Source organism: Bradyrhizobium sp., assembly GCF_028868675.1.
Classification (GTDB): domain Bacteria; phylum Pseudomonadota; class Alphaproteobacteria; order Rhizobiales; family Xanthobacteraceae; genus Bradyrhizobium.
Genome location: NZ_JAGWUA010000036.1, coordinates 16,721 through 30,162, shown reverse-complemented (window position 1 = coordinate 30,162; position 13,442 = coordinate 16,721). Strand labels below are relative to the sequence as shown.

Annotated in this window: 13 protein-coding genes; 5 read left to right on the top strand and 8 right to left on the bottom strand. The window is 66.7% G+C overall.

From position 1 onward, the window contains the following. The 6 genes from KGM94_RS07580 to KGM94_RS07555 all read right to left on the bottom strand — a co-directional run. The coding region (locus KGM94_RS07580) for a GDYXXLXY domain-containing protein (RefSeq protein ID WP_300256494.1) at positions 1-567 on the bottom strand (567 nt) is incomplete at its 3' end. Continuing rightward, the gene (locus KGM94_RS07575) at positions 564-1,829 is read right to left on the bottom strand and encodes a DUF2157 domain-containing protein (protein ID WP_300256492.1); all 1,266 of its coding nucleotides are present in this window, start codon (positions 1,827-1,829) and stop codon (positions 564-566) included. The genes KGM94_RS07580 and KGM94_RS07575, both read right to left, overlap by 4 nt. 352 nt (positions 1,830-2,181) lie before the next feature. Next, a complete protein-coding gene (locus KGM94_RS07570; RefSeq protein ID WP_300256497.1) occupies positions 2,182-2,919 on the bottom strand; it encodes an HAD family hydrolase in 738 nt (245 codons plus the stop codon). A gap of 8 nt (positions 2,920-2,927) precedes the next feature. Continuing rightward, positions 2,928-3,815: an oxygen-dependent coproporphyrinogen oxidase gene (hemF, locus tag KGM94_RS07565; RefSeq protein ID WP_300256490.1), complete on the bottom strand. Its 888-nt coding sequence runs from the start codon at positions 3,813-3,815 to the stop codon at positions 2,928-2,930. Between the two features lie 34 nt (positions 3,816-3,849). Then, the gene (queE, locus tag KGM94_RS07560) at positions 3,850-4,482 is read right to left on the bottom strand and encodes a 7-carboxy-7-deazaguanine synthase (RefSeq protein ID WP_300256488.1); all 633 of its coding nucleotides are present in this window, start codon (positions 4,480-4,482) and stop codon (positions 3,850-3,852) included. 19 nt (positions 4,483-4,501) lie between these two features. Continuing rightward, positions 4,502-4,960 (bottom strand): tRNA (cytidine(34)-2'-O)-methyltransferase, encoded by a 459-nt coding sequence (locus tag KGM94_RS07555; RefSeq protein WP_300256486.1) that lies wholly within the window; start codon positions 4,958-4,960, stop codon positions 4,502-4,504. A 279-nt stretch (positions 4,961-5,239) separates the two neighbouring features. On the opposite strand from KGM94_RS07555, the gene petA reads away from it, so the two are divergent. The 5 genes from petA to KGM94_RS07530 all read left to right on the top strand — a co-directional run bounded on the left by petA (position 5,240) and on the right by KGM94_RS07530 (position 11,796). Beyond that, positions 5,240-5,770 (top strand): ubiquinol-cytochrome c reductase iron-sulfur subunit, encoded by a 531-nt coding sequence (gene petA / locus KGM94_RS07550; protein ID WP_300256484.1) that lies wholly within the window; start codon positions 5,240-5,242, stop codon positions 5,768-5,770. A 62-nt stretch (positions 5,771-5,832) separates the two neighbouring features. Further along, positions 5,833-7,896 carry a cytochrome b/c1 gene (fbcH, locus tag KGM94_RS07545; protein WP_300256482.1) on the top strand — a complete coding sequence of 688 codons (2,064 nt, stop codon included), beginning with the start codon at positions 5,833-5,835 and terminating at the stop codon, positions 7,894-7,896. Between the two features lie 224 nt (positions 7,897-8,120). Continuing rightward, positions 8,121-8,795, top strand: coding sequence for a dienelactone hydrolase family protein (locus tag KGM94_RS07540; RefSeq protein ID WP_300256480.1), 675 nt, complete (start codon positions 8,121-8,123; stop codon positions 8,793-8,795). A 286-nt stretch (positions 8,796-9,081) separates the two neighbouring features. Continuing rightward, positions 9,082-11,247, top strand: coding sequence for an anthranilate synthase component I (locus tag KGM94_RS07535; RefSeq protein ID WP_300256478.1), 2,166 nt, complete (start codon positions 9,082-9,084; stop codon positions 11,245-11,247). A 9-nt stretch (positions 11,248-11,256) separates the two neighbouring features. After that, positions 11,257-11,796, top strand: a complete 540-nt coding sequence (locus KGM94_RS07530) for an adenine phosphoribosyltransferase (protein WP_300256476.1) — start codon at positions 11,257-11,259, stop codon at positions 11,794-11,796. A gap of 31 nt (positions 11,797-11,827) precedes the next feature. Here KGM94_RS07530 and KGM94_RS07525 read toward each other — a convergent pair whose 3' ends face one another. Continuing rightward, positions 11,828-12,496 (bottom strand): hypothetical protein, encoded by a 669-nt coding sequence (locus KGM94_RS07525; RefSeq protein ID WP_300256474.1) that lies wholly within the window; start codon positions 12,494-12,496, stop codon positions 11,828-11,830. A gap of 60 nt (positions 12,497-12,556) precedes the next feature. Further along, complete coding sequence (locus tag KGM94_RS07520; protein ID WP_300256472.1) at positions 12,557-13,309, bottom strand: hypothetical protein; 753 nt, start codon at positions 13,307-13,309, stop codon at positions 12,557-12,559. Positions 13,310-13,442: the final 133 nt, after the last annotated feature.

The following is a 13,442-nucleotide window of genomic DNA, read 5'->3' as shown; positions in this document are numbered from 1 at the left end:
GAGCAGCAGCCGCTTGATGGCGGCGCGCCCCGAGGGCGCGACAGCCGCCACGACCGCCAGCTTGCGCTGGTTGCGGGCCTGCTCGAGCTTCTTGCCCTCGCCCTCGGGAACGAAATAGCGTTCGAGGTTGTAGGTGATCCGCAGTTTGGCGCAGAAGGCGCGCGAGCCGGTGCCGCAATTCGTACCAACGACGACCCGGCCGCGGATCAGCACCTCGGGGCTCGTCACGGCAACCGGCTCGGTCAGCACCGAGACGGCCTCGTAGAGACCGTCGCGATTGGGCGCCAGCCTGACGAACACGGTCGGGTTGCGCATGCCGGCCGGTTGGCCTTGCAGCGGCCCGGCCGGGACTTCCGAGATGTCGTATCCGAGCCTGACGTAATCTCCGCGCAGCAGGTCGCGCGGATCGACCGGGCGGGTCTGCAGGGTGACTTCCGTCCCGCTGCGCAGGATTTGCACGCGGTCGGCGATCATCAAAGCGAGCAGCGCGACCTGAATCGCGACGGCGGTGGCGTAGAGCGCGGCCTTCGGGATGCCGGACAGGCGCGCGGCGATGACGTCGCTCATGGCTCGCTCCTCGGCAGCCAGCGATTGAGCACGGCCGCGAGTGCGACGACGACGAGGCCGGCTGCGGCGAGAAACGCGGAGCGGCGCAGCAGCGAGCCCTCCACGGCCCAGGTGATGCCGGCGATCGCGCCGGCGATGCCGAGCCAGCCGGCAACCGTGCGCGCGCGGTTGGCATCGAGCATGCCCGACACGACGAGACCGAGCATGGCGCAGAGGGTCAGCGCATAGGCGAGCCAGGGCCCACCCGCTTGCGGCGACCTCCATGCCACGGCAGCCAGCAGCATGAGCGCGATGGCGCCGCCGGCGACCAGCGCGCCGGCGTCTCGCCTGAGCGCCCCGGTTGCGACGGCGAGGATCGCGCCCCCGACGCCGCAGGCGATCGTCCAGAGCGGTTGAACGTCCTCGGCCCGGATGCGGAACAATTCGTTGGTCGTGACCACCTCCAGCGCCGCGACGCTGGCGAGCGCGAACGCCCCATAGGCCGCCAGCACGCCGCCGGCGTCGCGCACCCGCTGCCAGGGCGCTGCCGCCATGGCGAGGCCGCCGCCGAGCAGCAGGGCCGCGCCGTCGGCGAGGATGAAGAGCGGCTGGGAATTGCGCAGGTCGAGTTCGAAGGCGGTTGCGATCCACCATGGCAGCGTCGCCAGCGCGACGAGATGGGCGGCCACGCGCGAATTCCAGGCGAGCGCGAGGCCGCCGGCTGCGATCCACAGCGCCACGAAAGCAAGGTGCGGCCCGTCCTGGAGGTCGGCGACGCGCAGCCAACTCCAGACGCTGGCGGCCGCGAGCGCCACCGCCAGCGCGCCGCGGGAGCCGGTGAGGGCGGCGGTCGCGAGCGCTCCGGCGGACCACAGCAGCATGCCGCCGGCAAAGTCCTCGCCGAGGTGGTACATCTGGCCGACCAGCGCGATCCCGGCGCCGAACACGATGGCGCCGACGCTGGCGCAGAGGTCGGCGAGAACTAGCCGTCCGGTGCGGGCGAACCACGCGCCGAGCCCGTTGGCCGCGACGATGCCGGCGATGAGGATTGCGAAACGCGACAGCCGCGCGATGTCAGTCCAGTGCGCGGCGACGAAGGCGAGGAAGGCGGCGGCAATCAGGAGCCCGCCGACGATGCCCACCACGACGGGGATGTTGACGCCGGACGCCGTCGCGGGAAGGGTGCCGCGGATGGCGGCAACGACGGCCGGCGTGACCACGCCATCCGCTTCCCAGCGCGCAAGGTCGGCATCGAGACGCTGCCGATAGATTCGATCGAACATCGCAGACGTCACCGGCCGGCGGCGTCGGGACTGGCCCGGCTGCGCGATGTCCGGCGCTGGCAACGTGAATCCAGCGTTCGGATCGGTTCTGTGCGTCGCATCAGCAGCCCCGGGTTGTGCCCATCATTGCCGCGGCAGGTCGTCGATCAACCGGATGCGGCGAACTCGGCCGCCATCCTTCGAGACGCCGCGATGATGGCAATATGCACCTGATTTGCCCGACGCGTCAAGTGAATTTCGTAAAATCCGCAAAAGTGCCGGTAGCGTCACCGGGCACGGTGCATGGGGTTGAACCAACAATTTTTTCTGGACGGTCACGAGACGCCGGGCCGATCCCCGATCCCGTCGTGCTTCAGGCCGTGGCGGGCAGCAGTTCGGCGAGCGAGCGGATGATGCGGTCGGGCTTCACGGTCGAGCCCTTCGGCAGGCCTTCGCCGTGGACATCCATCCAGATCGCGTAGATGCCGAGCCGCTGAGGCGTCACCACCTCCCACTCCAGATTGTCGCCGATCATCCAGGTATCCCCCGCGGTGACGCCCAGCGCCTCCATGGCATGGAGATAGGCGCGCTCCTCGGGCTTGCCGAAGCCGTGCTCGCCCTCGATCTGGACGTGGTGGAAGCGGTGCGCGAGCTCGAACCGCTCGACCTTGGCGCGCTGCGTGTCGGCGGCGCCGTTGGTCACCAGCGCCAGCCTGACGCCGAGCGCCCTCAGGCGGTCGATCGTCTCATGCGCGCCGGGGAAGACGAACATTTCCTCCTCGCGATAGGCGGTGAAGCGGTCGGCGATGCGGATGGCGAGATCGTCGGGCAGGGGGCGGTGGCCGGCCGCGGCGAGCGCGGCGAAGCCGCCCCTCACCGTGATGCGCCGCGCCTCGCCGAGCTTCAGCCGCCACACCGGCTCGGCGGTCGCCCAGAATTTCTTAGCGAAGCCGAGCACCGCGGTGGCGACCTCTTCTGGCGGAAGAGGCGCGAGCTCGTCGGCGAACTCGGCCGCGATGATGTTCCAGGCGATCCTGGGGCGGCCATAGGCCGACAGGATGGTGTCGTCCATGTCGATCAGCATGGCGCGGGGCAGCTTCATCGCGGTCATGGTCGAACTCACGGCCACTTCACCTCCGGCGGCAGCGACGACAGGATCGAGTCCACATTGCCGCCGGTCTTGAGCCCGAAGATGGTGCCGCGGTCGTAGAGCAGGTTGAACTCGACGTAGCGGCCGCGCCGGATCAGCTGCTCCTCGCGGTCCTCCGCGGTCCACGGCCGTTCGAAGTTGCGCCGGACCAGCTCGGGATAGATCTTCAGGAAGGCGCGGCCGACGTTCCGGGTGAAGGCGAGGTCGGCGTCCCAGTCGCCGCTGTCGTGCCAGTCGTAGAAGATGCCGCCGATGCCGCGCGCCTCCTTGCGATGCGGCAGGTAGAAATATTCGTCGCACCACGTCTTGTACTTGTCGTAGTCGGCGACGCCGTTCGGCCCGCTGCAGGCCTCCTTCATCGCGGCGTGGAAGGCGATCGTGTCGGGGTCCTCCTGCGTGCGCCGCCGCTCCAGCACCGGCGTCAGGTCCGCGCCGCCGCCGAACCACGCCTTGGTGGTGACGACGAAGCGGGTGTTCATGTGCACGGCCGGCACGTTCGGATTGCGCATATGCGCGATCAGCGAGACGCCGGAGGCCCAGAACCGCGGATCCTCCGCTGCGCCCGGGATCTGCGCGCGGAATTCGGGGGCGAACTCGCCGTGCACGGTCGAGCAATGCACGCCGACCTTCTCGAACAGGCGGCCGTGCATCATCGACATCACGCCGCCGCCGCCCGGCACGCCGCTGTGGTCGGTGCGCTGCCAGGGCGTACGCACGAAGCGGCCGGCATCGCCCGGATGGAGCGCCCCCGGTGCGTCGTCCTCGAGATGCTCGAAGCTCGCGCAGATGTCGTCGCGCAAGGACTCGAACCAGCTCCGCGCGCGCGCCTTGCGATCCTCGATGGCCGAAACGTCCATGTCCTGATTCCCGCCTCTCATCGTGTCGCTCAGACTATCTGATCCCGAGCGTCTTGTGGGTCTGGACGCTGAGCCGCCATTGCGGATGGCGCAGGCAATAGTCGATGGCGCGCGCGGTGTTCCGGGCGACGTCGGGCCCGTCCATCGGCTGCAGAGAGAAGCGCTCGAAGGCGAGGCCCGCGAAGCTCTCCGGCTCGGCGCCTTGCTGCGGATAGACGAGCTTCAATTCATGGCCGCGCCGGAGCACGAACTCGCTTCCGGCCTTCGGGCTGACGCAAATCCAGTCGAGGCCTTCGGGCGGCGCGATCGTGCCGTTGGTCTCGACCGCTATGGCAAATCCCCGGCCGTGAAGCGCGTCGATCAGCGCCTCGTCCACCTGCAGCAGCGGCTCGCCGCCGGTCAGCACCGCGTAGCGGTGCTCGGGGCTTCCCGTCCATTGCGCGGCGATGGTGTCGGCGAGTTCCTCGGCCGAAGCGTAGCGGGCGCCCAGCGTGCCGTCGGTGCCGACGAAATCGGTGTCGCAGAACTTGCAGATGGCAGTTTCGCGATCGGCCTCGCGGCCGCTCCAGAGATTGCAGCCGGCAAACCGGCAGAACACGGCCGCGCGCCCGGCATGGGCGCCTTCGCCCTGCAGGGTCAGGAAGATCTCCTTGACCGCGTAGCTCACCGTCGTCTCCTTTGGGCTCTCAGGCCTGCTGTTCGCGAACCTGCCGCAGCGCCTCGCCCGCGGCCATCGCCGCCGCGGTCGCCACGTTGAGCGAGCGCAGGCCCGGCTTGATCGGAATCACCAGCCGCGCGTCGGCGGCCGCGGCCACCTCGTCGGTCACCCCGGCGCTCTCGCGTCCGAGCAGCAGGATGTCGGACGGGGCATAGCGAAAATCAAGATAATTGGTCGCGCCCCTGGTGGTGAACAGCAGGAGCCGGCAGCCCTGCGTCGCGCGCCAGGCCTCGAATCTCGACCAGGAATCGTGGCGCGTCACGCTGAGATGGTCGAGGTAGTCCATTCCCGCCCGGCGGAACAGGCGGTCGGAGAAGGCAAAGCCCGCCGGTTCGATGATGTGGGCGGCCAGTCCCAGGCAGGCGCACAGCCTGAGAATCGTACCGGTGTTCTGGGGGATGTCGGGCTGGAAGAGCGCTATCTGCATGGTCGGCGGCGGGGTTCGATGCGGCCCGAAATGTCTCAATAAAACATCGCCGGGCAGGGAATTGGTGCATGGCACGCATCCGCGCCGATAGCGGGCTTGCGCTTGTCCGGCAAGGGTGCCAATAGAGCGATTCTGGACTGCTGGTTTCGCCTCTTTGACGCGGAAAAAGCATCGTTCTGCCGCCGCGGGGGGCCGCGGGCGCCGGCAGCCTGTTCCGGGGACCTTTGGGCGCCCCTTGGGGCGGTTCCGCCGGTCGCACACAGAGAAAGGGTTGGAATCGTGACGACAGCGTCTTCGGCGGACCATCCGACACGCCGTGATTTCCTTTATGTCGCAACGGGAGCCGCCGCCGTAGTCGGTAGCGTCGCAACACTCTGGCCGTTCATTTCGCAGATGAACCCGGACGCCTCCACCATCGCCGCCGGCGCGCCGATCGAGGTCGATATCTCCCCGATCGCCGAGGGCCAGGACGTCAAGGTGTTCTGGCGCGGCAAGCCGATCTACATCAGCCACCGCACCAAGAAGCAGATCGACGAGGCGCGCGCGGTCAACGTCGCGAGCCTGCCCGATCCGGAGTCCGACGAGGCCCGCACCAAGCCCGGCAAGGAGCAGTGGCTGGTCGTGATCGGCATCTGCACCCATCTCGGCTGCATCCCGATCGCCCATGAGGGCAACTACGACGGCTTCTTCTGTCCCTGCCACGGCTCGCAGTACGATTCGTCCGGCCGCATCCGCCAGGGGCCCGCACCGGCGAACCTGCCTGTGCCACCCTACCAGTTCGTCTCCGACACCAAAATCCAGATCGGCTGAAGCTTCGGACGCAAGTTCCGAGGCTTCGCGCCGTCGTCGATTTATTTCCTCAGGATCGCATCATGAGCGGACCCTCCGACTACCAGCCGAGCAATCCAGCCCTGAAGTGGATCGAGCGGCGGCTGCCGATCTTTGGTCTCATGCACTCGTCGTTCGTGGCCTATCCCACGCCGCGCAATCTGAACTACTGGTGGACCTTCGGCGCCATCCTGTCCTTCATGCTCGCGATTCAGATCGTGACCGGCGTCATCCTGGCGATGCACTATACGCCGTACGCCGATCTCGCCTTCAAGTCGGTCGAGCTGATCGTGCGCGACGTCAATTACGGCTGGCTGCTGCGCAACATGCATGCGGTCGGCGCGTCGATGTTCTTCTTCGCCGTCTACGTCCACATGTTCCGCGGCCTCTATTACGGGTCGTACAAGGAGCCGCGCGAGGTGCTGTGGATCCTCGGCGTCATCATCTACCTCCTGATGATGGCGACCGGCTTCATGGGCTACGTGCTGCCGTGGGGCCAGATGAGCTTCTGGGGCGCCACCGTCATCACCAACCTGTTCTCCGCCATTCCCTATGTCGGCGAGAGCATCGTGACGCTCCTGTGGGGCGGCTATTCGGTCGGCAACCCGACGCTGAATCGCTTCTTCTCGCTGCACTACCTGCTGCCGTTCCTGATCGCCGGCGTCGTCGTGCTGCACGTCTGGGCGCTGCACGTCGCGGGTCAGAACAATCCCGACGGCGTCGAGCCCAAGACGGAAAAGGACATGGTGCCGTTCACGCCGCATGCGACCATCAAGGACTTCTTCGGCGTGTCCTGCTTCCTGCTGCTCTGCGCCTGGTTCATCTTCTACATGCCGAACTATCTCGGCGACGCCGACAACTACATTCCGGCCAATCCGGGCGTGACGCCGCCGCACATCGTGCCCGAATGGTACTACCTGCCGTTCTACGCGATCCTGCGCTCGATCCCGAACAAGCTCGCCGGCGTGGTCGCGATGTTCGGCGCGATCATCGTGCTGGTGTTCCTGCCCTGGCTCGACAGCGCCAAGACCAAGTCCTCGAAGTACCGCCCGCTCGCCAAGCAGTTCTTCTGGATCTTCGTCGTGGTCTGCATCCTGCTCGGCTATCTCGGCGCCCAGCCGCCTGAGGGCGTCTACGTCATCGCCGCCCGCGTCCTGACGGTCTGCTACTTCGGCTACTTCCTGATCGTGCTGCCGCTGCTCGCCCGCGTCGAGCGTCCGCGTCCGGTGCCGAACTCGATCTCGGAAGCCGTGCTCGCCAGGAGCGGCAAGGCCGTGGCCTCGATCGCGGTCGCGCTGGTCGCCGCCGGCGCGCTGTTCGCAGGCACCCTGCAGGATGCGCGCGCATCCGAAGGCTCCGACGCGCCGCCCGCGCAGAAGTGGTCGTTCTCGGGCCCGTTCGGCAAGTTCGACCGCGGCGCACTGCAGCGCGGCCTGAAGGTCTACAAGGAAGTCTGCTCCAACTGCCACGGCCTGTCCTACGTCGCCTTCCGCAACCTTGCGGAAGCCGGCGGCCCCGGCTACTCGGCGGCGCAGGCCTCGGCCTTTGCCTCCGAGTACAAGATCAAGGACGGTCCGAACGACGCGGGCGACATGTTCGAGCGCGCGGGCCGGCCGGCCGACTACTTCCCCTCGCCATTCCCGAACGAGCAGGCCGCTCGCGCGGCGAACGGCGGTGCGGCGCCGCCCGACCTGTCGCTGATCACCAAGGCGCGCAGCTACAAGCGCGGCTTCCCCTGGTTCGTGTTCGACGTCTTCACCCAGTATCAGGAGCAGGGTCCGGACTACGTCGATGCCGTGCTGCAGGGTTACGAGGACGAACCGCCGCACGGCGTGACCATTCCGGAGGGCTCGTACTACAACAAGTACTTCCCCGGCCACGCCATCAAGATGCCGAAGCCGCTCAGCGACGGCCAGGTGACCTATGACGACGGCTCGCCGGCGACGGTCGCGCAGTACGCCAAGGACGTCACCACCTTTCTGATGTGGGCTGCGGAGCCGCACATGGAAGCCCGCAAGCAGCTCGGCTTCCAGGTGTTCATCTTCCTGATCATCTTCGCGGGCATGATGTACTTCACCAAGAAGAAGGTCTGGGCCGACGCCCACTGACCGGCTTCGGTCGGACGAGAATGGAAAAAGCCCCCGGTCGGGGGCTTTTTTGTTGGGACTCTCCTCGTGTCCCGGACGCGGCGCGCGGCGCACCACGCAGCAGAGGGGCGGCGTGCTGCGCCGCGTCCGGGGCACGAGAGTGTGTATGCGCGGCGATTGCCTATCGCGCCTACACCGGCCAGAATGCCCGCAACCGCCCCCAAAAAGCATCGTCGGAGGAAAGCATGGGAACCGTCGTCACTTTCAAGCGTCCGGATGGCAAGGATGCGTCGGGCTATCTGGCGAATGCCGCGCGGGGCAACGCGCCTGGCGTGGTGGTGATCCAGGAATGGTGGGGGCTGTCGGACCAGATCAAGGGCATGTGCGATCGCTTTGCGCTCGCCGGCTTCGACGCGCTCGCGCCCGATCTCTACAAGGGCAAGGTGGTGCCCTATCACGACACCGATTCAGCCAATCGCGAGATGAACTCGCTCGACTTCATGGACGCGACCACGCAGACGGTGCGCGGTGCCGTGCAGTATCTGTCGCGCAACGGCGCCAAGGTCGGGCTGACCGGCTTTTGCCTCGGCGGCGCGGTAACCATCATCGGCGCCACCAGGATCCCGGAACTTGCCGCCGGCGTGGTGTTCTACGGCATTCCGCCGGAGCAGGCGGCCAAGCCCGCGGACGTGAAGATTCCGCTGCAGGCGCATTTCGCCAACAAGGACGACTGGTGCACGCCGCAGGTGGTCGATGCCTTCGAGAAGGGCATGAAGGCCGCCGGCAAGTCGCTCGAGCTGTTCCGCTATGACGCCGAGCACGCCTTCGTCAACGAGCAGCGTCAGGCCGTGCACGACCGCGAAGCCGCCGAGCTCGCCTGGGGACGGGCGACGGAGTATTTCCGCAAGCATCTGGGGTAACGACGTCGGATGCCGATGACGGGCGGTAGCCCGGATTTCGCTTACGCTCGATCCGAGGCTGCCGGCCGCAACCCTTGACGCGGTCCCCGCGCCATGGTGTGTAGTTGCCCCATGAGCACCGCCGTCCGCCCATCCCGTCGTTGGTGGCGCACCTCCTAAAGAGGTGGCCGGTGCGATTTCATTTCCAAGAATCGTCAGAGGTCGCCAACGCAGTGCGGCGGCCTGATCGTTTGTCCTGTGTGGCGTTCCCTCGGCAAGTCTCGTAAGAGGAACCCAAGAGGACCAGATGAACAGGACAGTCTTTGCCCTCCCGGCCAGCAGCGAGTACCGCAGCCGCGCGGGCCTTGCGATCACCCGCGTGGTGGAGCAGTTCACCGGCGGCGCCAACCGGCTCGACGACCTCATCAACCTGCTCGACCGCCGCCGCGGCGTGGTGCTGTCGTCGGGCACGACGGTGCCCGGCCGCTACGACAGCTTTGATCTCGGCTTCTCCGATCCGCCGCTCAAGCTCGAGACCGCGGGCTTCAATTTTACGCTCGAGGCGCTCAATGCCCGCGGGCAGGTGCTGATCGCCTTCCTCGCCGACGTCCTGCGCGAGCCCTGCGTGGTGATCTCCGAGAAGACGGCTTCGCGGCTCGCCGGTCACATCATTCGCGGCGAGGCTCCGGTCGAGGAAGACCAGCGCACGCGGCGCGCCAGCGTGATGTCGCTGGTGCGCGACCTCATTGCGGCGTTCTCCGCCAATGACGATCCGCTGCTCGGCCTGTTCGGCGCCTTTGCCTACGACCTCGTGTTCCAGATCGAGGACATCGTGCAGAAGCGGCCGCGCGAGCAGGACCAGCGCGACATCGTGCTCTACGTCCCCGATCGCCTGCTCGCCTACGACCGTGCCACCGGGCGTGGCGTGGTGCTCGCTTACGATTTCGCCTGGAAGGGCCAGTCAACCGAAGGCCGGCCGCGCGAGACGCCGGACAGCGCCTACCTCAAGACGCCGCGCCAGGGCTTTGCCGATCATGCGCCCGGGGAATATCAGGCGACCGTCGAAACCGCGCGAGCGGCCTTCGCCCGTGGCGACCTGTTCGAGGCGGTGCCGGGGCAGTTGTTTGCCGAGCCGTGCGAGCGTTCGCCGGCGGAAGTGTTCCAGCGGCTCTGCGTCATCAACCCGTCGCCCTATGGCGCGCTGATGAATCTCGGCGAGGGCGAATTCCTGGTGTCGGCCTCGCCGGAGATGTTCGTCCGCTCCGACGGACGGCGCGTCGAGACCTGCCCGATCTCCGGCACGATCGCACGCGGCACGGATGCGATCGGCGATGCCGAACAGATCCGACAGCTCCTGAACTCGCAGAAGGACGAGTTCGAGCTCAACATGTGCACCGACGTCGACCGCAACGACAAGGCGCGGGTCTGCGTACCCGGCACGATCAAGGTGTTGGCGCGGCGGCAGATCGAGACCTACTCAAAGCTGTTTCACACCGTCGACCATGTCGAGGGCATGCTGCGGCCCGGCTTCGACGCGCTCGACGCCTTCCTCACCCATGCCTGGGCGGTGACCGTGACCGGCGCGCCAAAGCTCTGGGCGATGCAGTTCGTCGAGGATCACGAGCGCTCGCCGCGGCGCTGGTACGCCGGCGCGATCGGCTGCGTGAACTTTGACGGCAGCATCAACACCGGCCTCACCATTCGCACCATCCGCATGAAGGACGGGCTCGCCGAGGTGCGGGTCGGCGCCACCTGCCTGTTCGATTCCGATCCCGCAGCCGAGGATCGCGAATGCCAGGTCAAGGCGGCCGCGCTGTTCCAGGCGCTGCGTGGCGATCCGCCAAAACCGCTGTCGACCTTTGCACCCGATGCCACCGGAAGCGGCAAGCAGGTGCTGCTGATCGACCACGACGACAGCTTCGTGCACATGCTGGCGGATTATTTTCGCCAGGTCGGCGCCAGCGTCACCGTGGTCCGTTACGTGCATGCGCTGGACATGCTGAAGCGGAAGGCGTGGGACCTGCTCGTGCTGTCGCCTGGACCGGGCCGTCCCGAGGATTTCGGGATCAGGACAACCATCGATGCGGCGCTGGAGAAGAAGCTGCCGGTGTTCGGCGTCTGCCTCGGCGTGCAGGCGATCGGCGAATATTTTGGCGGCGAGCTCGGTCAGTTGTCGCAGCCCGCGCATGGCCGGCCGTCGCGGGTGCAGGTCAAGGGCGGGCGGCTGATGCGCAATCTGCCGAACGAGATCGTCATCGGCCGCTACCACTCGCTCCATGTCGAGCGCGGCAGCATGCCTGATGTGCTCAGAGTGACAGCGAGCACCGAGGACGGCGTCGCCATGGCGCTCGAGCACAAGACGCTGCCGGTCGCCGGCGTGCAGTTTCATCCGGAATCGCTGATGTCGCTGGGCGGCGAGGTGGGATTGCGGATCGTCGAGAATGCGTTCCGGCTGGATGCGCTGGCCAATTGAGAGGAACCAATGACGTTTGACCAGGATCTGAAGGCGACCATCCGCACCATCCCCGACTACCCGAAGCCGGGGATCATGTTCCGCGACATCACCACGCTGCTGGCGGATGCGCGCGCCTTCCGCCGCGCGGTGGACGAACTGGTGCATCCCTGGGCCGGCAACAAGATCGACAAGGTCGCCGGCATCGAGGCGCGCGGCTTCATCCTCGGCGGCGCGGTGGCGCATCAGCTCTCGGCCGGCTTCGTACCGATCCGCAAGAAGGGCAAGCTGCCGCATACCACCGTCCGCATCGCCTATTCACTGGAGTATGGCCTCGACGAGATGGAGATGCATGTCGATGCCATCCATCCCGGCGAGCGCGTCATCCTGGTCGATGACCTCATCGCCACCGGCGGCACCGCGGAAGGTGCGGTCAAGCTGTTGCGCCAGATCGGCGCCAACGTGGTTGCGGCCTGCTTCATCGTCGATCTGCCGGAGCTCGGCGGCGCGGCCAAGCTGCGCGCCATGGACGTGCCGGTGCGCACGCTGATGGCGTTCGAGGGGCATTGAGCCGCCCCGGGAATGACCCTCAAATTGCCAATCAGGGCCGCTGCAAGATCAGGCTGAGCTCGAGCTCGCGGAAGGCGAGGTAGTTGCGCCGGATCCACTGGTGCAGCTCGGTGGACGAATCCTTCTCCTGGCGCAGATAAGCGGTGAAGGAGAAGTTCAGCCGGTCGACATAGGTCTTGAGGAAGCCGGGCAGCGCCGGCAGGCGGAACAGCCGGCTCTCGGCCATGGCGGGCGGCAGCTCGCCGCGCACGACATATTCGTTGTCCACGGTGATCAGATTGGTGCGCGGGATCTGTGCGCGCAGCATCTCGTGGGCGCGGACCGACACGCGGTCGGCATCGCCTATGAACAGGATCATGGGCGCCACGTGGCGTCGCGCCGCCTCCTTCAACAGGCCGATCTCGTCGGTCATCTTGAAGAACTCGTCGAAGGCGTGGAAACCGAGGTCGATGACCTTGGCGAGCCCGTCGTCGACGATGACGCGGTCCATCAGCTGCATCTTGCCGTAGGTGTCGATGACGTCGGCCGTCTCGGTGACCTTCGGCAGATAGTCGAGCAGCGAGGGTTCCTTCAGATTGACGTCGAAGGCCGCGACGTCGCCGTTCTTGAGCAGCAGGAACTCGGCCAGCAGCCGCGCCAGCAGCGTCTTGCCGACCTGCGGACGGGGCGAGCAGATGATGTAGACGGGCGTGGCGGGCATCGAAAGCTATGTCGGGCCGGTTCGGGGTCCAATCCAGCCGCATCCGCCACGGGCCTGCAACTATTTTTCGCCGCTGCGCGCGGCTGGCTTGGAGCCGACGAGGTCGGTCAGCCGGATGCGGTCGTATTCGCTCCAGACATTGGCGAGCCAGTGCCGGACATAGCCGCGCAGCACGAAGGAATAGTTGGCGGCCTCGTCATGCGGGCCCTTGTTGGCGACGAACTTGAGGAACGGGACGGAGGCGACCTCGACCTGCTCGTAGGCCATTTCGTTCAGCTTCGGGATCGTCAGTTCGGTCGCGTCCTTGATGCGGTGGAAGTAGGAATTGTAGGTCGCCTGGTCCCACTGGAAGAACTGGGTGTCGTTGATGAAGTTCTTCACCAGGAAGTATTTTGCGCCCGTCATGAAGCTGGCGGTCTCGGCGATCTCGTCCAGCGAGGCGATCGAGGGGCCGAGAATATGGAACACCGCAAAGGTGATCTGGCCGGCCTTGGCGGCGTCGAGAAAGCCGATGTCGCGCAGCGAGGCGAGCGCCGGCGACAGCAGGCCGGCGCGGGCGTCGATCACGGTGACCGACGGACTCACCGCGTTCAGCGTGTCGAAAATCTTCATCTGGTCGGCCGTCGACATCATGTCGACGATCTCGGTGATCTCGGGGTGGAAGCGCTTCAGCGTGCCGCGCGGGGACTCGGTGTCGAAGGCGCGGGTCGGCACGTTGTTGGCGGAAAAATAATCGAGCAGGGTGCGCGAGACCGTGGTCTTGCCGACCCCGCCCTTGTCAGCGCCCACCACAACCACTGCTGGCTTTGCCATGAATGTCCCCTAACGCGCGCCCTCCTGCCGCGGTGCGCGACGGATAGGTCCCTTGTCTGCTGTTGGGCGCGAACATGGCAGAAACAAGGGAGAATTCAATTCCTTGCGGCCTCGGCGCGGCCCATACGGAGGT

Bases quoted from the DNA above. Each gene is read 5' to 3' on its own strand.
- KGM94_RS07575 (WP_300256492.1), bottom strand. From the start codon at position 1,829: ATGTTCGATCGAATCTATCGGCAGCGTCTCGATGCCGACCTTGCGCGC.
- KGM94_RS07570 (WP_300256497.1), bottom strand. From the start codon at position 2,919: ATGACCGCGATGAAGCTGCCCCGCGCCATGCTGATCGACATGGACGAC.
- hemF (WP_300256490.1), bottom strand. From the start codon at position 3,815: ATGGACGTTTCGGCCATCGAGGATCGCAAGGCGCGCGCGCGGAGCTGG.
- KGM94_RS07555 (WP_300256486.1), bottom strand. From the start codon at position 4,960: ATGCAGATAGCGCTCTTCCAGCCCGACATCCCCCAGAACACCGGTACG.
- fbcH (WP_300256482.1), top strand. From the start codon at position 5,833: ATGAGCGGACCCTCCGACTACCAGCCGAGCAATCCAGCCCTGAAGTGG.
- KGM94_RS07540 (WP_300256480.1), top strand. From the start codon at position 8,121: ATGGGAACCGTCGTCACTTTCAAGCGTCCGGATGGCAAGGATGCGTCG.
- KGM94_RS07535 (WP_300256478.1), top strand. From the start codon at position 9,082: ATGAACAGGACAGTCTTTGCCCTCCCGGCCAGCAGCGAGTACCGCAGC.
- KGM94_RS07530 (WP_300256476.1), top strand. From the start codon at position 11,257: ATGACGTTTGACCAGGATCTGAAGGCGACCATCCGCACCATCCCCGAC.
- KGM94_RS07525 (WP_300256474.1), bottom strand. From the start codon at position 12,496: ATGCCCGCCACGCCCGTCTACATCATCTGCTCGCCCCGTCCGCAGGTC.
- KGM94_RS07520 (WP_300256472.1), bottom strand. From the start codon at position 13,309: ATGGCAAAGCCAGCAGTGGTTGTGGTGGGCGCTGACAAGGGCGGGGTC.